This is a genomic window from Elusimicrobiota bacterium, assembly GCA_016722575.1.
In the GTDB taxonomy this organism is placed as follows: Bacteria; Elusimicrobiota; Elusimicrobia; order FEN-1173; family FEN-1173; genus JADKIY01.
Genome location: JADKIY010000001.1, coordinates 786092 through 807995, shown reverse-complemented (window position 1 = coordinate 807995; position 21904 = coordinate 786092). Strand labels below are relative to the sequence as shown.

Here is a 21904-nt window from a genome sequence, read left to right as displayed (position 1 = left end):
CAGCTCATCCATGACGAAAACCAAAGCCTTACTTCGCTTTCTCCCGTCCCTCCGCCCCCTTCGCGGAGCTCCGGGGACAGTCGGCGCTCCAAAGGAGCGACGGCTCCTCCGCCCCCTTCGCGGAGCTCCGGGGACAGTCGGCGCTCCAAAGGAGCGACGGCTCCTCCGACCTTCGGCGGGCCTTCGGTCCGCCCTGGGCGGCGCCTTGGCGGCCTCCTTCTTTTTCTGCAACGTCCTCGGCGTCTACGCCCAGGAGCAAAACTTTTGGAGCGCTCGTCGGGTCGCGGCGCGCAAAATGCAGCCGCCGGAATCCGAGGGGATCGACCTGGGGCAAGAGGGCAACATGCTCTTGTCCCAAATCCCCCAGGCGGTCCGGATGGACCTGGGCTCGGCCGGCGGATCCGCCATTTCCTCCACCCCCGGAGAATTGGCCAAGATCCCCCCCACCAAAACGGCCCCCCAGGACTGGCTGGGCAAGCTGGTCACGCCCTACGGCTGGGTGCGGGACGTCTACCTCTCCCCCAAAGCCAACGCCCCGGTGGTCGTTCACATCCAAGACGCCCACGGCATCGAGGAAGCCCAGCGAAACATCTCCGCCATGCTCGGGGCGCTCATGCAGGAACGCCGGGTCAACCTGGTGGGACTGGAAGGCGCCTCGGGCTCCTTCACCCTGGACCCCTACCGCACCTACCCCGATTCGTCCATCACCAAAGACATCGCCGATTTCCTTTTGATTAAAGGCCTGATCGCGGGGCCCGAGTACGCCGGACTCACCCTGCCCCAGGCCCCGGCCTTCTACGGCGCGGAAGACTCGGCCCTCTACGAAGGGAACGTCAAAGCCCTCAAAACCGCTTTCAAGACCAAAACCACCCTCCTCGCCACCCTGGCCACCCTGCGGGCCGTCGCCGACCAGGAAAAGAAAAAAACCTTCTCCGAAGGCCTCAAGAACTTCGACCGGCATTTTGAAGCCTACAAGGCCCAGCGGGAAAAGTTGGGCGACTACGTCCGGGCCCTGGTCAAAACCCCCGGCGGCCGGGACGGGCGCCTGGACATTCCCAACGTCCGCCTGATGCTGAACGCCCTGGATTGGGAGGAAAACCTCGATTTCAAGGCCGTGGAAACCGAGCGCCAACGCCTGGTGGAAGTTTTGGTCCGCCGCCTGTCGAAACCGGCCCTCCAGGACTTGGTGGCCCGAAGCATCGATTACCGCACGGGCCGGATGGGCTACGGCGACTACCACCGCCACCTGCGCCAGGTCTGCGCCGACAACAAAATTCGCCTGGACGATTTCGGCCAACTCTCCAGCTACATCACCTACGTCCTGCTGGCGGAGAAGATCAGCCGCAACGAGCTCGTGGCCGAACTGGACCAGTTGGAAATCGCCGCCCAAAATTCCCTGGCCAAAACCCCCGCCGAAACCGCCTTAATGAACATCGCCCGGGACCTGGCCCTGTTGGAAAAAATGCTCCGGCACGAAATGGCCATGCCCGACTGGGTGGCCTACGAAAAGCGCCGGCCCGAGATTCTGGCCCTTCGGGACCGCCTGGCGGCCCTGGATCCGACGGTGGCCCGGCTCCCGTCCCTGACGGTTGAAACGCTCAAGCCCTTTGAGGATTTCTGCTCCTACGCCGTCCGTCGAAACGACGCCCTGGTGGCCAACCTCCTGGCTAAAATGGCCGAAAAAGGCACCACCACCGGCGTGCTCGTGGCCGGCGGCTTCCACACCGAGGGATTGACCGGCCTTCTCCGGCAAAAACAAATTTCCTACGTCGTGGTCACGCCTAAAATCACGGACGTCCCCGGCGAGAGCGATTACCTGGACATCCTGGCCCACGACCCCGTTCCCCTGGAAAAATTGGTCGCCGGCGACCGCATTTATCTTTCCCACCCCATCGCCCTGGCCGACGCGACGGGCGAAACCCCCCGGTTTATTCACGGCGCCCAGGAAGTCCTGCAAAACGGCGTCCGCGCGGTATCCGTATCGGCCGCCGAGGCCCTGGAGCCCTGCGACAACGTCCACGGGGCCGCCGACCGCCACGTCGATCTGGGCAACGGCCACGCCGTGGACATGGTTCGGAGAACGGGATCGGTCGTGGCCGCCTTCGGCGCTTTGGTCGGCGGTTTGGCCTCCCGAATGTCGGGCTTATTCGCCCGTGCGGCGGCCCTCCCCGGCGCTCTGACCGAATCGGTCGTGGTCCGCGCCCGCTCCGCTTTGAGCGACTTGGCGCGTCGGCCGCTTTTCTCCGGGAACTACGCCGGATCGATGCGCACCGATCCCGCCCGCACGGTTTTATGGTCCGCCCCCTTCGGCGAGAACGCCCGGTTTCTCCTGTACGTTTACCCCATTCTTCTCCTGGCGGGTTCTCCCGCTTGGTCCCTGACCGCCGCCTTGGTCGTCGCGGCCAAAATCACGTTGGCAACGCACAAACAGGTCTACTACTACGGGAAAGACGGAGCTCTTCAACAACGCGAAGCCACCCCCCTCGATCGACTTGGCATCTTTTCCCTGTTCACGGCTTTCGGAGTCGCGTCCTTGGCCGTCACGGTCTTTTTGACAGGCGCCTTTGTCCCCTCCTTTGCCGCCTTCGGCCCAACCGAAATCATTCAAAACCTTCCCCTCCTCGTTCGGGAATTGGGAAACACGCTTCTTTCCCTCGGAACATCCCATTTCTGGGCCGCGCCCCTTCAAGGTTTGCAAGAACTGGCGGGGGTCTCGTCTTCCGTTCTCGGTCCCGTCGTCGGGGGCTTTGCGGTAGGCGTTTTGGGCCACGCGGGGGTCAACTGGGCCCAACGCCGCGGCGGTGGCGCCTTTTTGACGGGATCAACGGAAGACCACCTGGCCGGCCTGTCCAATCTCCGAAGGTACGGAAAATTCACCTCGCCCACGGCCCTCGCCGGACTCGATCGCCTTCTGGCCCCCGACCAACGGCTGAACGAAAAGCCCGAACTGGCCCTGGCCTTGAACCGGCTTCTGAACATGGCCCGCCAAGGCGCGGGAACTTCCACCCAAGACGTGCCCGTCCCCGGGGAGGTCATGGCCGAGAGGATCGTCCACCACGCGATATCCAATCCGGAGGCGCTGGTTCGACTCGGTGAATTTTTCGACCGCATGGACGCCTACGACCGGTCCGAGCGGGCCATGATCGCCCTCGCGGGACACGTTCTGGTTAAAGAGGGGGCCGATTTCGGCGCCGCCACCCAGGCTCTTCTGTCCGCCCCCGCCGACCTACAACGCCTCCACCGGGAATTCCGTCAACTCTATTTCCAGCGCGTGGCGGACTCCCCCAAATTGTTGACCGAGGGACCGGACGCCCAGACTCTCTGGAAAATCTCCTTCCTCCTGGGGGAGGTTTTCGATCAGACAAAATCACAAACGATTCAAAACACCCTCGGCAACCGACTGCTGTCCTCCCCCGACCCCGGGGAAAGCGCGGCGGCCATCGAGCGGGTTCTCAAATCGCAATTTGTACGGGAAAACGAGGGCATGATTTTCGGCCTCACCAAGGTCCACTTCCTGGAATTGCTGGCCCGATCCCCCGTGGGCCGCGAAAGTGAAACGGCGCCTCTGGAATTTTTTACCGGTCTTTCCGAACTGCTCTTTGAAGGGGATAAACCCTCCCGATACCAAACGGAGGAAAAGGCCGCGGTGGGCCTGTTGCTGCTCGGGTTGGTCTACCCGGATCTTCAAAAACCCTTGTTGGCGGATTTGGCCGTGGCCGGTCAGAGCGCGCGCTTCAATTTGTCGAGCGAAGTGGAAAGAGCCCTGGAATCGGCGTTCAGCCCCTGGGAGGACACCCGGGATCGCCCGCTCAAAGGCCCCCTGGCCCAGGCCCCGGCCTTCGTCCAGGCCTTCGAGCGGACCAAAACCTTGCGGGCCCTGAACATTCCCAGCGACGACCTGAAACACCTTGGCGCCCTGTCCCCGGAGGAAATCGCTTTGCTGGGAACCCTCGGCGTCCGAGTCGATCCGAGAAAAATCCGCTCCAGCGAGGGATCCTTCATGGGTTTTGCCGCCCGGGCCCTGGCCACGACGGCACGGAACACCGGAAGCTCAACGGCCCGCCCCGAGCGCATGGCGGCCCTGGCCGAGCGGCTTCGGGGAATCGCCGAGCGATGGAGCGTGCCGGAAGAGGGTCATCTCATCAATCACGTGGACGGGGCCCTTTCCCGCCACATCGGCCCCGCGGCTTCCCTGGATTTATTGATGTTCCTGGCGGAGAAAAACCGCGTTCCCAGCGTGGGACTGTTGGACGAGGCCCTGGCGGGCCTTCCCTATTGGAGCGAAAGGGATCCGTTTTTCGAATTCCTTCGACGCACCGACCCGGCCATCGACTATTACCGTTTGATCGAAACCTTTTACCGTTGGAGTCTGCTTCTTAAACTTCACGCGGAAGCCAATTCCCGGGAAAAACTCGAACCTTCCCTGGAAGCCATGCGCGCCTTGGCGGCCGCTTTCGCCGGCGGGTCGCTCCGACCGAAAAATCTGGCTAGGACGGTCGAGGCGGTCGTCGCCGCCGCCGAGCGGCAGGCGGTTCTGGAGGTTTTCGGCGAGGAAAACGCTCCCATTTTGGAGAAGCTGGACCAGCGGCAATTGACGCAACTGATCGTGGCCACGTCCTTGACCACGTCGTTGCGGCCGGAGCGCGCCCCGACCGGGGAAACGGCGGGGTTGGCGGACCGGCTGAAGTCGGCCGTCACGACCTGGCTGGAGACGCTCCGCAACGGTGGGACGGCCGAGGCGGCGAACGCCGCCGCCGCGGCGCACAACCTCGCCCAAATCCCCGGCAACGGCGAGGCCAAGGCCGCGCTTCTGGCGGCGGGCTATTCCCCCGCGTTGTGGGACCGGGGAATCGTCGTCCCGGCCCAGGACGTGGCCCCGCTGTCGGCCCAGGAACGGATTGTCCAGGTTCAGAGGCAAACCGAACAGTTGGTCCAGATCGCCCGATCCCTGGGACTGGTCAAGGCGGCCGAAGCCGCGCAAACGGCCGACGCCCTGGACACCTACGCCGCCGCCGAACAATTCGTGAACGAGCGGATCCTCGGCCAACGGGACGAGGCCATCGACCGCCTCTCCCGGGACGGCGTGGAAAACCCCGAGGAACGGTTCCTCCAAATTCAACTCCACTTCAACGAAATCCTCATCGCCCTCCGGTCCCTCTTGGCCACGCAGAAACTAAAAGACGACGCCCGGGCCCGGGTCTCGGTGAAAATCCAGAAAAGCCTCCTGGACGAAGTGGCCGCCGGGCACCGGGTTCCGGGGTGCTTCAATCCCTTCGGGGGCGGCCACCAGGAAATGCCCGTGGCCCACGCCCTGGAATCCAACTCCGCCTTCGCCATGGCCTACGACGAAGCCACCGGGGCCATGATCGCCAACGTGGTGCTGGTGATGACCGATCAGGGCGTTCTCGTTTTCGGCGACTACAACGCCTCGGGCTACGATTTGAGTCCCGTTTGGAAGGCCGCCTGGGAACAGCTCGCCCGCCTCACCCCCGGCGTGATTTTGGCCCCCGCCTCCGCGGGACGCGCCCGTTTTCAGCCGGGGGACGGCGCGGCGGAATTCAACAATGAGACCGTTAAAAAAACCTGGAACGTCATCCCGGAAGCCTACTTCGATTTCGGCGTCACCAACGAACGGCAGGGAACGGCCGACTTCTTCCTGAACAACGCCCTGCGGATCACCCGGCCGGCGGAACCCGTCGTCGAGACCCCGGTCGCGCCGGTCGTCCCCGCCATCACGGGGAACACGATTCTCACGCCAACGTCGGGGCCCCGCCGGCTGGGCACTTTCCCCTCGGTCCTGGTGTTGAGCGGAAACCGCGTTTCCCTCTCGCTCGAGGGAAACCGATTGATCGCCACCGGCCCCGAAGGCCGGGAAGTCCTTCAACCCGGGGAATCCTTGACTCTGGGCCGCCAAACCGCCGCCGAGGGACGCACGCTCCGGTTGAGCGGCGTGGAAGTTTCCCGCAAACACGCCGCCCTGGCCTGGTCGGGCAGCGAAGCCACGGTGGAAAACTTTTCACCCAACAACACCACGGTGGACGTGAGCCCCGCTGAAGAGGGAAATTCCGGCCGGGAACGATTGGAATCGACCCTTCTGGCCTCGGTCCGGGGGGATTTGGGAATCTTGGCCCAGGGCCGCGCCCTTCGGATCCCCCTGGACGTTTACATTAAAGGCGACAAAATTCGCGTCGTCCCCCAAGACGGGGCGGTCGTCCTAAGCGACATCCAAAACGCCGCCGCCTTTGCCGTGGCCGTGGACATCGAAGCCTCGGAGGGCGGGAGATCGGCCCGCTACACCCTTTCGGATATTCGGGACGAAGCGGGGCAGCGTGTGTCGGCCGCCGGGACCCTGCGCCGGGGAGATTCCGGGAACTTGGAGCTGGGAGACGACCTGGCCCAAATGCGGACCGTCCGGCTTCACTTGGACACTCGTTTGAACGACCACTTGGCGGCGCTCGGCCGGCCATTGGCCAACGAACCGTTGTCCGATGAGGTGTATGCCCTCGAGCAGACCGTCTCTTCCCTCCAACGCAATCAAACCCCGGGGCGAATCGAAGCCTTCTCCGCCGAGTATCTGACCGCCCTCGTTGACGCCTGGAGGAACGTCCGGGCAACGGCACTCCTGGGCGGCCCGTCCCAAAACGCGGGGGCCGTCAACATCCCCCGAAAACATCTGCCCGTGCCCCTCGTCGTCAATGGCGTCCACCTAGTGCTGGAGTCGACCCCCGAAGGGGGATTGTCTCTGCTTCTCCCGAACGGCCATCGACGGACCGGCGCAACCCTTCAATTCGGCCGGGAGGACCTGGGCGTCGGCCCGACCAGCGGCATTTCCCGCAACCAATTCTCTCTATCCATCGTTGGCAACGACGTCGTCCTCTTGGACGAACAGTCCGCCAACGGGACCTTGGCCCCCACGTCCACCGGGGCGCCCCGGGGGCCTCCGGCGGCGACGATTTCGGGGTTGGTTCCCCTGATTGGCCGGCTTTACGGACTCAATCCCGCCAACCCGGCGGATTTGAACCGCATTATCAACGAAAAAGCCCCCCTCGTCGAAACCGTCGTTACGGGGGTCTTCTTCTACGCCGCCGTGGGACTCCTGAGCGCCCTGGGTTCCGCGGTGGGCTTTCACATCGACCACGCCTTCTTTGCCGCCACGGGCCTCTTCGCCCTGGTCAACCTGGCCTTCGGCTTTTCCCACCGGTCGGTTTATCGCTTTAAGCCGCCCCTCCCGGGCGTCACCCGAACGGGCCGCTGGGAGGCCGAACCGGCCCCCGCGTCCCTCCGCGATCGTTGGGCGTTGGCTCTCCGGGGCGCGGCCATTCACACCCCCCTCTTGTTGGCCTTCATGGACCCCCTCGGCGGCCTCTTCCTGGCCCCCCTGGGGGCTCTGACCAGCGTCGCTTTCCATGTCGTCCACAACCAATTGGCCGCCCGGTTCGGCTGGACGGCCGCCACCGCGGCCAACGGGGACCAAGGCCCCCCCAGCAACGCCAAGCGCCTGGTCAAAATGTCCTTGGCGGATTTCTTACAAGAATACGCCAAGGAGGACTTCTTTCGCCCCGGATATTTCGGCTACAACGCCCCGGCGATTCGGGCGCGGCTGGACGAATGGTTCGGCCCCAGCGGCTGGTCCATCAAGCACGTCATTAACGACCAAATCGTGGACGAATCAAGGGCCTACGAATTTTACGAAGAAGGCTACTATCAATATTTCAAGTCCCATCCCGACGAACTGGACCGCCTGGTTAAAATGGCGCGCGACGTCTACGACACCGCTCCGTCCAACGTGGCCAGCGGCGGGGACTACACCAAGCAGGGCGACACGCCGGCCCGCCACCTACAAGACATCGCCATCCGCAACGTCGTCAAACGTCTGGGCCGCGCCTTTGAGGGCACGGAACTCATTCAAGTGCGGGGCCGGGGAACGCCGGGCGAACAATGGGCCCCCGGGAACATCCCCATCCACGACGCGTCCTTGATTCGCCAACCCGAAATGCGGAATTGGTGGAAGGCCGGGAGCATTGAAAGCTTTTTCCAATCCACCAAGATCATTGTGCTCACCCCCCATCCCGTGGCCCAGAGTTTGTTCGCCAACCACCAGCGGTTTTTTGGAAAGGAGCGCCTTTTCCAGTTGAAAGACTTGGCGGCTTTGCCTTGGGCCTTGGACGCGGACCAGTTTCCCAAGGACGCCGAAGGACGCCCCCGGGTCTTCACCGACAACGAAATCAATCAAATTCTCTCCGGCTGGCTGATGCTCATGGGCGGGTCGAACCAGGTCAACCGGGACTCCTTCCTGCACGCCCGGGAAGAATTGCGGCAATTGCTGGCCCCGGACGTCGTCACCCGGGACCAGGAAGCCGTCGACAGTCATGTCGCCTTCGCGCCGTACGTCGTGGCGCGCCTTCAGGAAACGGGGCAGGTGCCGATCTTCCTGGCCCGCGACGCCTTGTCCATTAACGAATTCCGTCGCTACACGGACCAACTGAACGACCAAACGTCGGCCGCCGCCGTGGTTTACCATCCGGGCATATTCACGCCGGTGGGCCCCAATCGCCGCAACGACGACAAAGAATTGTCGCAAATCATCAAATCCATCAAGAACATCATGGACGAGAGTTTTAGGGAAATCGTCGCCGAAGGTCTATTCCCCTTCGATCAATTGGGCATTAAATCGGCGGCCGTTCGGGAGGGGATCGAGGAAAAATTCAAGCAAAAAACAGCGGCTCTCATCGAAGGCGACGCGCTTTTCGCCGACTACGCGAATCAAATTTATCGCCAATTCCGCTCCAGCGGCTTGCCGATGACTCGGTCCTTTGTCGTGGTGGACACTTACGGGTCCGGGAAATCCGCGCTGTTCGTCAAATCCGTCATTGAATATTTCGCCACCAGGGAACGGGGGCGTGAATCGACCCCGTTCAAGGTCGACGTTCTCCTGGGACGGTCGAACCACGTGTCCTTGTCCCAACCCGAACTTTCGGATATTTACGCCGTTGACACCCGGGAAAAGGCCTTCTTGGACCTTTATTGGCCGTTCCAATACGCCGCCGTTCACAACGCGAATTCGCATTTCCCCATGTTCGGGGTCAAAACCAATCCGACCAAACTGCTTTCGTTGGCCTACCAATCCTTGACCCTCTACAATCAAGCCGTCCGGTTCGGCCGGGGCGAAATCCCCATTCTAAAAACCGGCGCGGCCCCCAACGTCCACCGGGATCGCGGCCCGCCCGCGACCATCCCCGGCCTCGTCCCGCTGATCGCCCGCCTCTACCGGCTGAACCCCAACAGCCCGGAAGACCTGAACAAGATCGTGACGGAAAAAGCCCCCTTCGTCGAATCCGCCCTTTTCGGTCTTTTCTATTTCGGGGCCATGGTGCTGATGTCCAACCTGGACGTCATCGTCTCCGGTTTCCTCGGAGTCCCGGTTTCCCTGAATCCGACGATTTTCAACCAATACTCGCTCTTCGCCCTGGCGAACCTCGCCTTCGGCGCCCTTCACGCCCGGGTGTACACCTACCGGGACGGCCAATGGGAAGTCGAGTCGAACCCCGACGGCACACCGAAATTTGCCTCCTGGGGCACCCGCCTCAGCTTGGCCGTGCGCGGAATGGCCATTCACTCCCCGCTGCTCTGGACAAACCTCTTCCCCCTTCTAGGCCCCCTCGTGACGATCCTGGGCGCCGCCACCTCCGTCGTCCTGCACATCGTCCACAACGAACTGGCCTCCCATTTCGGCTGGCGGGCGATGACGGCGGGAGGGCCGGCCTCGTCCTCCGCCGGTGCTTTTAGACGGTTCGCCATCGCCGGACGTTACGCCACGCAACCCGGAGAAAAACCGGCCGATACGGCTCGGCGCCTGGCGGACCTATCCACCACCGCCGGCGAAATTCTGACGAAAGTCGACAAGGGGACGGCCGCCATGCTGATTCGCCGGATCCTGGAGGTTCCCCTTTCGTCCACCGACTTGACCGACCAATTCGACATCGCCTATGTCGCGGAAGGAAAAGATGTCCGTAATTCCCAAAGAAAACCTGTGCCTTCAAGACCCGCACGTGGAGAGCTTGATGCCCTGAAATCCATCGGAGGCCACGGAACGCCCCGCTTCGGCCTTGCCGATTTCATTGAAACGCCCGACGGCAAAGAGCAGATCCAATGGTACGTCGAAGAATTTGTCGAGGGGCAAACGCTCCACGAGATCAAAGCCCATGGCCGGATGGATCCCGGCCTGGCCCGGCAAACCGTTAAAACCTTGTTTGATATTGCGCGCCACTGGGAGGGCCCCGGCCTGAAAGAACGCCCCTCGCAACTTGGGAATGATCGACGACCGCACCGTTGATCGGGAAATCCTTTCCGCCATTCAATCCGAAGCCGGTCGCGATTTCCTTGTTTCCGTTCAAAAATACATTGAAGCCACGGGGGACGCCGTGGCCGACGTCCTCGCCAACGACAAGGTTTACAACGAGTGGGAACAAAGTCTTTCCTACTGGCAGCAGTTAAACAAAAACGTTAAACGTCAATTGGATGCCTTCTTAAATGAAAGTTCCGCGACACCGCCGGCCGCAACGATTCCGGGGCTGGTGCCCCTCATCGCCAGAGTCTATGGCCTCGACAGGAACAATCCGGCCGACCTCAACCGCATTGTCAACGAGAAGGCCCCCCTGGTCGAATCCGTCGCCACCGGCCTCGCCTTCTACGCCGGCGTCGGGATTTTGAGCGCCCTGGGGTCCTTCTTCGGCGTCTCCATCGATCATTCCTTCTTCGCGGCCACCGGCCTCTTCGCCCTCGTTAACGTGGCCTTCGGCTTTTCCCACCGCTCCTTCTACCGCTACAAGCCCGCCGAGCCGGGGGTTGACCGTTTGGGCCGATGGGAATTGGAACCCGCCCCCGCCACCCGGCAAACCCGGTGGAACTTGGCCCTGCGGGGCATGGCCATTCACGCGCCTTTGCTCCTGGCCTTCGTTGATCCCTTCGGCGGGCTGTTCCTGGCCCCCCTGGGCGCGCTGGCCAGCGTGGCCCTCCACGCCGTCCACAACCGGGCCGCGGCCCGCTTCGGCTGGACGGCCTTGACCGCCGGGCACGCGCCCGCCCGAAAGGGCCCCGGGAAGGGCGAGGACGGGACTGACCCCATCCGCCTCAAAACCCCGCAGGATAAATATGTTCCGATGCGGGGATGGCGATATGCAGATGTTCGAATGGGAGAACTGCCGCGCGACAAACAGGGCTGGAAATTCCATATCAGCCTGACGCCGGATGACGCCGATCGTGTGTTGGACGCAATACTGCCGGTACTTTGGGACCTTAACATACCGCACAAGGTCGCCGACGGCCTTGAAATGCTGGAGTTTCTGAAGGATTATGAGACTCAAGCCGCCAAAGGCATCACCATCTACCTGCATCAATCCATTGCAGCTCAAATCTATGAGAAATTCCGTTTGAACGAATTGAAAGGGAAGTCGGTTGAACCTTACGAGATTTCGGCCATCTTCCTGGGGATGTTGCTGGAAAAGAGACTGGCCGATGCGGGAATAGGAGAGGTCCCGGGGCTTGAGTTTCATGAGCTCGGGACAGGGGGCGACAAACGTTTTAGCGATCGCTCACATGGACGCCTCGGCTACCGGTATGGGGCCTTTGAAGGCCGGGAGGTCGCATTGCCCAACGGCGAAATCGTCCCGGACGAAAGAGAGCGATACAAACATTCTGAAATCAAAGCCACGCTGAGCGCCGACGACATCAGAGACCTCATGGGACCGGCGATCGACAAGAGCCTCCCCTCGGAGCCCCTGCGCACCGAATTGGAGGGGCGCCTGCGCGCGACGGAACCGAAGCCTGTTACCAACAACGTAAGAGTTTTCACGCCTCAAGATATTCAGGCCTGGCGGGCTCGTTTCCAGGAAATCACCGGCCGCCCGATGAACAACGATGATTTAAAAGTGATTATGGCTCGCATCGCTCAGCGGCCCGAGGACTCGCCCCTTCAGCTTGTGACAACTTTCGCTCATTCCGTCGCCCCCGTATCGCCCGGGGAACAAGCTGTCTCTGAATACCTTGAATACCTAAGGAACCACCCCGACGTCCAGCGCAAGGCCCTTAAGTTGATCGCCGCTGTGACAGGTGCAACCGATCCCACACCGCTGGCCACCCCGGAGATCATTCGGCGATTTGTGCGTAGCCGGCCAACCGTCCACAAAATTCTCCTATCGACGCCGCCGGCGGATTGGGGCGGCTACCATGGCGTCGCCATCAATTTGGTCAGAGCCGCTGATTTTGAACAGAAACCGCTTGCCGCGACGATTCCGGGGCTGGTGCCCCTGATCGCCTGGGTCTTCAACCTCGACAAGAATAATCCGGCCGACCTCAACCGCATTGTCAACGAAAAGGCCCCCTTGGTGGAATCCCTCGCTACGGGCGTCTTCTTCTACGCCTCCGTGGGCTTGATGAGCGCCCTGGGGTCCTTCTTCGGCGTCTCCATCGATCATTCCTTCTTCGCGGCCACCGGCCTCTTCGCCCTCGTTAACGTGGCCTTCGGCTTTTCCCACCGGTCGGTCTATCGCTATAAGCCCGCGGAGTCGGGGGTTGACCGTTTGGGCCGATGGGAATTGGAACCCGCCCCCGCCACCCGGCAAACCCGGTGGAACTTGGCCCTGCGGGGCATGGCCATTCACGCGCCTTTGCTCCTGGCCTTCATGGACCCTTTCGGCGGGCTGTTCCTGGCCCCCCTGGGCGCGCTGGCTAGCGTGGCCCTCCACGCCGTCCACAACCGGGCCGCCGCCCGCTTCGGTTGGACGGCCTTGACCGCCGGACACGCGCCCACCGCCGGTCCGGCGGCCCCCAAATACATCGACGCGGAAGGAAAAGCGGTCCTGGCCCGGGCGGGAGCGAAACTCCGGGCGAGCGTCGAAAAATTGCGCCGCGGCGGGCGGCTGACCGAGGACGATCACGTCACGGGCATGTTCATTTGCTCCAACAACGAAAGCCGAAGCGCCATCGCCGAAATTCTGGCGCGCAAGGCGCTCTTCAAATTCAACAGTTCCCTGGTCCCGGCCGCCGAGCGGGATCAGTTCCAATCCTCCATCAACGCCATTCTGCCCCGGTTGGAAGTGACGTCCCCCGAAGGGACCGTCACGACCCTGACCATGCGCAGCGGGATGAAACTGGACTTCCCGGAGGACGCAAACAAAGTCCTGCTGGGCCCCGGACCCCGAAGCCCTGAAGACGATTCGGTTCTTCTCCGCCGGCCTGGGAGCCAACGGTTTTGGGCGGACGCGGCATTACCGCGCCGAAGCCCTGAAAGCCAACGTATCGGCCGTACCCCCGGAAGTGTATATCCCGCCCGCGACGACGAAATTCGACGAGAACACCCTGCGCGCCCGCAAACCCGACTTCCTGATCGCCTTCGTCGACACCAAGGCCCTTCGGCCGGACGGTCGTCCCGCCGCCACGGCCCTCGCGGTGCTCAAGGCCCAGGCCAAAAAGCTTGGATTTGAGGACAAGCTCGTCGTTATCGAAATGCCCGACGAAGAACCGGACACCCTTTGGCCGAAATTGACCCAGTTTATTCAAACGGAAGTGCTAACCGGCCTTGGTTTCTCGGCCACGAAACCCGCCGCCGCGGCCCCCGCCCACGGCCCGACCCGCGGCGCCGTCGGCTGGTGGGCGCCGGTGGCCAACGCCCTTTTGGACCGGTTCCCGTCCCTCGGGAATTCCCGAAACCTTTCCTTCGCCCTTTTCGGCGCCCTGGAATCGGTGCTCCTCCTGGCGGTGAACTTCCTTCTTCCCTTCACCGGCTACGCGGAAGGCTCCGATCTGCTGAACGACGCCACGTTGGGAGTAGCCCTTTTCGGCGCCCACTACGTGAGCGGCATTCTGAATTACAACCCGGCGACGAAACGGTTTGAGCCCGCCCCGGGAACCTTTGGGCGCGCCGTGGGGGCCACGGCCATCGCGTCCACTACCTTCGTCCCTCTCATGATGCTGGACCTGTTTATGACCGGCGGCGTGTCCCATTGGATGACCGCCGCGGCGGCGGCCGCCGGGGTCGCGGCCCACGCGCTTCTCAACGTACGCGATTCCGTCGCGCGATGGATGGCCGATCGCACCGGCTTCGTCAAAGGCCTGGCCACCGCCGCCCTCCTGTCCCTCAACCTTTTGAGCGTCCCCCTGGCCCTTTCCCAAGCCAACGTGGAAACCCCGAACCTGCCCCTGGCCACGCTGGAACGGGCCCAAGTGGCCCGCCTGGACATGTCCCAGTTGGCGCCCAGCGAGGCGTCGATCAAGCGGGCCGAGCAATGGATGGCAAAGTCCAACCCGCTTCTGCAGGCCTCGGCTCAACTTCAAAAAATTAATTTGGAGGGAGCGAACACGGCCGACGACGCCAAGATTTTGGCCTGGCTTTTGGAGGTGACCCACACCTGGAAACTGGACACCTCCAAGGTCGGCGCGGTGGTGATCACCTCCAATTTGCCGGCCCTGGGATTGTTCAACGATTTAAAAAAGAAGGGCGAATCGGACGCCGACGCCAAGCGGGTCGTTTATTTGGACCGCAACAACACGGCCGTGGGCCTTTTGAACACCTGGGGCCACGAGGCGGGGCACATCGCCCGGGACAACCGCCAAACGGCCGAAGCCGACACCTTGGCGGAGGATTCCCGGATCGCCTCCTCCCTGCTTCCCTACATCGACGCCGCCGCCAAAGACTGGCCGGGCGTTCGCGAACGGTTCGGATTGCCGGCCGCCCTGGAGTTTTACAATCCCCAGGCCCTGGGCGTTCTGGGCGCGACGAATTTGTCTCCGCGAAACGCCTTCTGGCTGCGGTACGACGTCGTTCCGGCCGTGGTGTCCTTCCTTCTTCGCGAATCCCCGACGCCCGCGCTCTTAAGCCCCAACCACAGCGCCGTCAAAGCCGAAATCAATCGGCTGGTTCCCTTGATCGGCCAACGGGTTTTCCGGGTTCAAGCGGTCTACGGGTTGACCACCTACACGGTCGGCGTGACGGACGGACGGGTCACCCTCACGTTTGTGGACGCCCGGAACCGGTCCTTCCCCGTGGACCTGGGGATCCCGGCCACCCCCAAATCGCCGACCCTCGGTCTGCCCGCGGGCGTCGAAACGCCCAAGGGGCCCAACGGCCGCCGGTCCCCCGGAACGGGCGAGGAAGACTTTAACGCCTGGGCGCGATTGGCCCTCATGGAAACGCTTTTGGGTTCCAAAGCGGAACCCTTCAATTTCACGATTCCGACCCCGGTCGGAAGCGGCGATTATTGGACCGCGCGAAACTTCAACGACCTTCGTTCGGAATACACGTCGGTGGACGACGCCACCCGGCTGAGCGGTTTCGAAAGCCTCGTCCAGCTCCTTTCCAACGACCGCGCCGCCGCCCGGCGGCTGATCAACGAACCCGCCCGTCAGGAACAATTGGCCGAAGGCGCTCTGCTGGCCGCGGGGGCCCGGGCCGCCCAGGATTCGGCCACCACCCTCCACGTCAATTTGGTTGGTTACATGGGTTGGAGCGCCCGGGAACAGAAGGACATGCGGATTTTCCTCACGGGGCTGGCCGAAGCGGTCCGACCGGGAACCAATTTAATCGTCGCGGCCGAAGGCGCCAACCCCTTGAACGATGTCTTCGCCAATGCCGTGCAAAAAGAAGCGGTGGTCCACGTGCTGACGCCCGGCCGCGTGCCGGGGCTGGTGGACGCCGAGGGCCGCGTGGTCATGTCGGAAGTGGTGGCCTGGATCAACCGGCCGGAAAACCAGAAAGCGGGAATGATGAAAGGAACCCGGATCATCGCCCGGAACGCCGAGAGCGTCACCAAAGCCGCGGGTTTCCTGATCATCGGCCTGCAAAAGCTTTCCGAAGCCATCGCCAACGACATCGCGACGATGCTCAAGATCATGACCCAGGCGTAATTCCACCGCCGATCAAACGGTAAACCGATTCACCCCGATCCCCGCGGCCCTCCGCGGGGATTTTTTTTCTCTGACAAACCCAAGGGCCCGTCATTCCGGCATGCCTCTGGCCGGAATCCAGGGGTTCTCTTCCGTCGGAGAAAAACATGGATTCCGGACACGATCATTCCGGAATGGCGTACGATAGGGTTTTTTAGCGGTCGGCCAACGATTAAGGGAGGGCGGCGGGTTCGGAAGGGTCTTTGGCCAACGCGGGGGCGTCTTGCACCCGTTCCAGTTTTTCTTGAAACCGGTCGAGCCGCCGACCCGCGTCGTCGTGCTTCACCTTGGCGTTGGACAAGTGCTTGCCCAGCACCTCGAATTCCTCGGCGAATCGTTCAAAATCCACCCGAAGACGCCCCAGGTCGTCCATGATGCGGCGGGCGTTCTCTTCGATCTGAAACCCCCGCAACCCCATGGCGATGGCCTGGAGGTAGGCGTAAAAGCTCCCCGGGGACACGGGAACCACGCGGCGTTTTAGGGCGTATTCCACCAGGGCGCTGTCGGACCCGGCGTTGTCGTCTTTCACGATGCATTCGTAATACACGTTTTCGGCGGGGATGTACATCAGGGCGAAATCGTAGGTGCCTTCGTCGGGCAGAATGTATTTGGCGGCGATGGCGTCCACGTGCTTGCGCACGTCCTGGGTGAACTTCCGGCGGAACGCGAGTCGATCCTCGTCGGACTTGGCGTCAAGCACCTTGCGGAAGGTCTCCAGGGGAAACTTGGCGTCCACCGGGACCAGGCGTTCGCCCAGGCGGATGACGGCGTCCACGGTTTCCCGGGACCGGAAGGCGTATTGAAAGGTGACGTTCCGGGCGGGGAGGATTTGGGAAAGGAGGTCCGTTAGGAAATACTCCCCCAGGCCGCCCCGAAGTTTCGGCGCCCGCAAGATGTCCTGCAACCCGGCGATGTCCTTGCCCACCTCGAAAATCTTTTCGGAAGCTTCGCCCAGGGCCCCCAGGTTCTTTTGAACCTCGCCCACAACGCGCGCGGCGTTGTCCAGGCGGTCGCCCACGGACTTTTGGCCTTCCAACACCTGCCGGGACACCGCTTCCATTTGCCGGTTGACCTCGGAGGTCAGGCGCGACAGGTTTTCGGCGAGGGCCCGGGACTGGGATTGGCTGGATTCCGCCGATTGTTGGCGCAGGAGATCCAACTGTTGTTGAAGAAGGGTTAAACCGTTGTCCGGCGGCGAAGGCCGGCGCCCCCAAAGGGCCCAGAGGAGCCCGACGGCCAGGAGGACCGTCACAACGACCAACGCCGTCACGGGGAGGGACATAAAGTTAAGGTTGGGAGCGGTGCGGGGCGAACCGGTCCCGCAACAAATCAATCCACCGGTGCAGGGCGTTTCGAAGCCGCAGGGTTTCCTGGGTGAATCGCTGGTGGTCCGGCCGGGACCAATGGCGGACGGGGATCTTGGAAAGGAGGCCAACGCAGACGTCCGTTCGGGCCAGGGCCCGCCGGCAGAACACGATGTTTCCCTTGACCCCGGCGGGGTCGTAGCCCAGGCGGTGCCCTTCGGCCACCAAGCGGGGAATGGCCTGGGCCACGCGGCGCCATTCGGTCAGGGCTTTTTGGAATTCCCGATGGGAGCGGCTTTTGTAGGTCTTGGCCAAAAATTTGGAAAAACGCGCGTCGATCAGGAGCACCACGCGGTAGGCGTAGCACTTGGCCTGGCAATACATCGGGAGGGATTCGTGATCGGCGCCCTGTTGCCAGAATTTAAGGCCCGGCGGGGTGTTCGGTTCCTCCGAAGGCTCTTCCCCGGTGTAGTAAAAGGACCGCGGCGGGGTGTTGGGGCTGTCCGGATCCATGCCGAAGCGGCGGAGGACCTGGCGGAACGACAGGGACGGATCGGCGGCGGGGCGCTCCGGGGGGGTGCCCACCCAATGGTAATCCCGGATCAGGCGTTCCTGGGCGTCAAAAAACTTCTCCCAATCCTCTTCTTCCCAGGATTTGTCGAAGTTGATCCCTTTGAAATAATCATCGGGGCGGGGTTCCATGTCCCCATTATACCACAGCCTCGTCGGAAAACGACCCGACGCCCTAGAGGCCCAAAATCTTGACCACCACCCGTTTGCGGCGTTGGCCGTCGAATTCCATATAAAAGATCTGCTCCCAGGGCCCCAAATCCAGTTTCCCCTCCGTGATGGGCAAAAAGGCCTGGTGCCCCACCAGCGTTCGTTTCAGGTGGGCGTCGGCGTTGTCCTCGCCGGTGCGGTGGTGTTTGTAATCTTCGGCCGGGGCCAGGGGGCTGAGGGCTTTTCCCCGGGCCGGATCCCCGGGGAAGGAGGCCGGGGCCAGCTTCTCCAGCCAGGCCATGACGTCTTCTTTAAGCCCCGATTCCTCGTCGTTCACCCAGATGGCCGCCGTGATGTGCATCGCGGAAACCAGGCAAAAGCCTTCCCGGACGCCGCTGTTCTTCACCCGGGATTCGATCTCGTCCGTGATGTTCAGAAGGTCTTTGCGTTTGGGCGTCGTGAACCAGAGGTAATCGGTAAAGCTTTTCATGGGTTCCGTGTTTCCTTCCCGCTCGTTAAAACCAAAACCCGGCGGTGGTAGATGGAGAGGGTCAAAGCGGCCCCCAGGGCGTCCAGGGCCACGTCCCGCACTTTGGCGTACCGACCCGGCACGAAAGATTGGTGAAATTCATCGGAAGCGGCGTAGAGAACGCAAAAAAGCAGGGCGCCCCCCAGAACGACCCGACGGGGACGATTCCCCGCCCGAAGGGCCTGGGCGGTCAAAAAAGCCAAAAAACCATATTCGATCAAATGCGCCATTTTTCGGGACATCGTGGCGGGCAGGGGCGCCCCGCCCTGGCTTCGATCCGGGATGGCCGAAAGGGCAAAAATAATCCCGCACCACACCGCCGCCGCGGCCCACCATCCCCGGGCCGTCACGCCAGGAGGCCTTGTTCGCGGAAGCTGAAGTGGGCGCCGTTCCCCACGATCAAATGATCCAACACGGGGATTCCGACGGTCTGGGCGGCTTCCTCCAGGCGGCGGGTCAACTGCTTGTCCTCCGGCGAGGGCGTGGGGTCCCCGGAGGGGTGGTTGTGAACAAATATGAGGGAGGCCGCGTTGGCCGCCAGAGCGGAGGACACCACCCGCCGGGGGTAGACGGCGGCCTGGTCGATGGTCCCCTCCGAAAGGCGTTCCCGGCCCAGAACCCGGTTTTTGGTCGAAACGAAAATCACGTCAAAGACTTCGTTCTTAAGCCCTTCCAGGGACGCCCGGCAGTAGCGGATCACCGCCTCCGGAGAATTGAGCAGATCGGTTTTTCGGGCCTCGGATTCGAAATAGCGTTCCATGGTTCCCCGGAGGATGGAAAAGAAAAAAGAAACCCCGGGGCCGATGCGCGGAACGGATTCCAGCTCCACCGCCGAGGCGTCCAGCACCCCTTTGAGGGTTCCGAACCGGCGGAGCAGCTCTTTGGCCAAGGGCTTGGTGTCCCGCCGGGGCACCGCCTGGGTCAACAAGAGCTCCAGCAGTTCGTAGTCGGGGAACCCAGCGGGACCGGTTTGGCGCCATCGCTCCCGCAGGCGGGCGCGATGACCGGCGGAATTAGAGGAGGAGGTCATTCGGCGACATTTTATCGGAAGGTTCGCCGTCAAACAAGCCCGCGAGCCCGCGGGTCATCGCCTTGAAATTTTGCTCGTCGGCGTCGATGGCGTCCCGGGGGGTTTCCATGATGTAGGCGGCGTCGCGGCGCCCGGCCCGGGCAAAAAAGGCCCGAAGCGAGTCGATCCCAATGAGCCCTTTTCCCAGATGGTTGTGCCAATCCAGTCCGCTTCCCCGGGGCGCCGCCGAATCGTTGACGTGGAACACGCGAATCGCGGAAAGGCCCACCGAGCGTTCCAGGGCGGTCACCGTCCTCTCAATGCCCGAGGCGGTGGAAAGATCCCAACCCGCGCCCCAGGCGTGGCCGGTGTCGAAGCAGAGGCCGGGACGGCGATCGGAAGGGAGCGCGTTTAAGAGCGCCGCCACCTCCCCGAAATCCCCCCCCAGGCGGCGGCCGCCGCCGGGCACGTTCTCCAACAAAATCGACACCCGGCCGGGCGCCAAAACGGTCGCTTCGCGGACGGCGGCCCGAAACCGTTCCACCCCTTCCGCCGGCTTCCGCCCCGGCGAGGCCGCCCCCGCGTGAATCACAAAGGCGTCGGCTCCCAGGGCCTCGGACCGTCGCAGCTCCTCCGCCAAATGAAGGATGGACCGCCGGTGGGACTTTTCCTCCGACACGGAAAGATTGGGAACAAAGGCGGAATGAATGAGGAGGGGCGAAAGACCCAGGGATTCCCGAAGGCGGCGAAAGACGGACACCGTGTCGTCGTCCCACCCGGGCCCCCGCCACCGCCGGGGATGTCGCGCGAACATCTGCAGGGTTTGGGCGCCCAGCCCCGCCGCCCGACGGAGAGCCGTCACGGGACCGTTCCTGACCGACACGTGGAGTCCAAGGCGCATGGTTTGTTGACAATCCTCGACGGAAAAGAGAAAATGTTATTGTTCGGTTTTGGCAGCGCCCTTGCCGGGGTGGCGAAATGGCAGACGCGTGAGACTCAAAATCTCAAGTGGCTTAGGCCACGTGGGGGTTCAAGTCCCCCCTCCGGCACCAATTTAAAACCCGCGTACCTCCAGCACGAAACCCACCGCGAAAGTGGGGGTTCACAGCGGCCGGCCTGGAACAGTGTTCCAGGCTTAAAAGTCCAGTCCCTGCCGCCACGCCCGTTTCTGGCGTCGTCCCCCCTCCGGCACCAATTTAAAACCCGCGTACCCCTTGCACGATACCCACAGCGATAGCGGGGGGTTCACGGCCGCTGGCCTGGGATAAAATCCCAGACTGAAAACACCGCCTAAACTTCCGAGTGCAGCCGTTCCTTCCCGTTCTTCGTGAACAAGTGCAACTTGTCCAAATCAAAAACCACTTCCATCGGTTGATTCATTTCCAAAGGGTTGTCCGGATGCACCCGGGCCAAAAAGCGAGACCCCCCCGCGTCCAAGTGAACGTGGGTCTCGGCCCCGATGGGTTCCAGAAGTTGGACGATGGCGATGACCGAATTGCCCTCCGTGACACCCCCCGACTGGAAAAGCCGGTCGTGAATGTCCTCGGGCCGGATGCCCAAAAGAATTTCCTGTCCGTCCTTTAGAAACCCCGACCGCCGGTAGCGCGGCGGCAGTTTGATTTGGAAATGCCCTTGGTCGAGCCACAAGCTGTCGCCCCGGTCCAGCACGGTGACGTGGAAAAAATTCATGGACGGGCTTCCGATGAACTCCGCCACAAACCGGTTTTTGGGTCGCCGGTAAAGATCCAAGGGCGTCCCCACCTGCTGAACGGCGCCGTCCTTTAAAACCCCGATGCGGTCGCCCAGGGTCATGGCTTCGACCTGGTCGTGGGTCACGTAGATCATGGTCGTCTGCAACCGTTGGTGCAGGCGCAGAAGCTCGCCCCGGGTTTCGGCGCGCATCTTGGCGTCCAAATTGGAAAAAGGTTCGTCGAAAAGGAACACCCGAGGTTTTCGAACGATCGCCCGGCCCACCGCCACCCGCTGTCGTTGACCCCCGGAGATTTCGTTGGGCTTGCGGTCCAAAAGCGGGGTCAGCTCCAGCATGTCGGAGGCCTGGCGCACCCGCGCGGAGACCTCTTCGTCGGAATAGCCGCGCATGCGCAGGCCGAAGGCCATGTTGTCGAAAACGGTCATGTGGGGGTAGAGGGCGAAATTCTGAAAAACCATGGCGATGTTTCGGGACTTGGGCGCGTCGTGGTTCACCACGCGGCGGTCGATGAGAATTTTGCCGTCGGACACGTCGTCCAGGCCGGCGATCAACCGGAGCAAGGAGGTTTTGCCGCACCCCGAGGGGCCCACCAGGACGAACAATTCCCGGTCCTCGACTTCGAGGCTGACGTTCTGCACGGCGGGAACCAGGCCGTACCACTTGGACACGTTTTGAAGGACGACGCGCGACAT

Annotated in this window: 9 protein-coding genes and 1 tRNA gene; 3 read left to right on the top strand and 7 right to left on the bottom strand. The window is 62.7% G+C overall.

The window, feature by feature from the left end; genetic code table 11:
• The first annotated feature begins 205 nt into the window (after window positions 1-205).
• Both IPP68_03545 and IPP68_03540 read left to right on the top strand, forming a co-directional pair.
• A complete protein-coding gene (locus IPP68_03545) occupies window positions 206-10333 on the top strand; it encodes a hypothetical protein (protein MBL0349437.1) in 10128 nt (3375 codons plus the stop codon).
• On the top strand, window positions 10311-13481 hold the full coding sequence (locus tag IPP68_03540) for a hypothetical protein (protein MBL0349436.1): 3171 nt from the start codon (window positions 10311-10313) through the stop codon (window positions 13479-13481). The genes IPP68_03545 and IPP68_03540 overlap by 23 nt, the downstream gene beginning before the upstream one ends.
• Window positions 13482-16111: 2630 nt before the next feature.
• Here IPP68_03540 and IPP68_03535 read toward each other — a convergent pair.
• The 6 genes from IPP68_03535 to IPP68_03510 are packed head-to-tail and all read right to left on the bottom strand — an operon-like array spanning window position 16112 to window position 20402.
• Window positions 16112-17221 carry a DNA recombination protein RmuC gene (locus tag IPP68_03535; protein MBL0349435.1) on the bottom strand — a complete coding sequence of 370 codons (1110 nt, stop codon included), beginning with the start codon at window positions 17219-17221 and terminating at the stop codon, window positions 16112-16114.
• A 4-nt stretch (window positions 17222-17225) separates the two neighbouring features.
• Window positions 17226-17945 carry a hypothetical protein gene (locus IPP68_03530; GenBank protein ID MBL0349434.1) on the bottom strand — a complete coding sequence of 240 codons (720 nt, stop codon included), beginning with the start codon at window positions 17943-17945 and terminating at the stop codon, window positions 17226-17228.
• A gap of 43 nt (window positions 17946-17988) precedes the next feature.
• Entirely contained in the window at window positions 17989-18453 is a 465-nt protein-coding gene (locus tag IPP68_03525; protein MBL0349433.1) for a YjbQ family protein, read from the bottom strand.
• Window positions 18450-18842 (bottom strand): VanZ family protein, encoded by a 393-nt coding sequence (locus IPP68_03520; protein ID MBL0349432.1) that lies wholly within the window; start codon window positions 18840-18842, stop codon window positions 18450-18452. Before IPP68_03520 ends, IPP68_03525 begins: the two co-directional genes overlap by 4 nt.
• Window positions 18839-19522 (bottom strand): DNA repair protein RadC, encoded by a 684-nt coding sequence (gene radC / locus IPP68_03515; GenBank protein MBL0349431.1) that lies wholly within the window; start codon window positions 19520-19522, stop codon window positions 18839-18841. The genes IPP68_03520 and radC overlap by 4 nt, the downstream gene beginning before the upstream one ends.
• Complete coding sequence (locus tag IPP68_03510) at window positions 19506-20402, bottom strand: deoxyribonuclease IV (GenBank protein MBL0349430.1); 897 nt, start codon at window positions 20400-20402, stop codon at window positions 19506-19508. Before IPP68_03510 ends, radC begins: the two co-directional genes overlap by 17 nt.
• A gap of 63 nt (window positions 20403-20465) precedes the next feature.
• On the opposite strand from IPP68_03510, the gene IPP68_03505 reads away from it, so the two are divergent.
• Window positions 20466-20553: transfer RNA gene (locus tag IPP68_03505), tRNA-Leu, on the top strand.
• Window positions 20554-20791: 238 nt separating this feature from the next.
• On the opposite strand, the gene ugpC is transcribed toward IPP68_03505, so the two are convergent.
• On the bottom strand, window positions 20792-21904 hold the full coding sequence (ugpC, locus tag IPP68_03500) for a sn-glycerol-3-phosphate ABC transporter ATP-binding protein UgpC (protein ID MBL0349429.1): 1113 nt from the start codon (window positions 21902-21904) through the stop codon (window positions 20792-20794).

Excerpts from the sequence above, each read along its gene's own strand:
- IPP68_03540 (MBL0349436.1), top strand. The coding sequence starts at position 10,311 with ATGATCGACGACCGCACCGTTGATCGGGAAATCCTTTCCGCCATTCAA.
- IPP68_03530 (MBL0349434.1), bottom strand. The coding sequence starts at position 17,945 with ATGGAACCCCGCCCCGATGATTATTTCAAAGGGATCAACTTCGACAAA.
- radC (MBL0349431.1), bottom strand. The coding sequence starts at position 19,522 with ATGACCTCCTCCTCTAATTCCGCCGGTCATCGCGCCCGCCTGCGGGAG.
- IPP68_03535 (MBL0349435.1), bottom strand. The coding sequence starts at position 17,221 with ATGTCCCTCCCCGTGACGGCGTTGGTCGTTGTGACGGTCCTCCTGGCC.
- IPP68_03525 (MBL0349433.1), bottom strand. The coding sequence starts at position 18,453 with ATGAAAAGCTTTACCGATTACCTCTGGTTCACGACGCCCAAACGCAAA.
- IPP68_03510 (MBL0349430.1), bottom strand. The coding sequence starts at position 20,402 with ATGCGCCTTGGACTCCACGTGTCGGTCAGGAACGGTCCCGTGACGGCT.
- ugpC (MBL0349429.1), bottom strand. The coding sequence starts at position 21,904 with ATGTCGCGCGTCGTCCTTCAAAACGTGTCCAAGTGGTACGGCCTGGTT.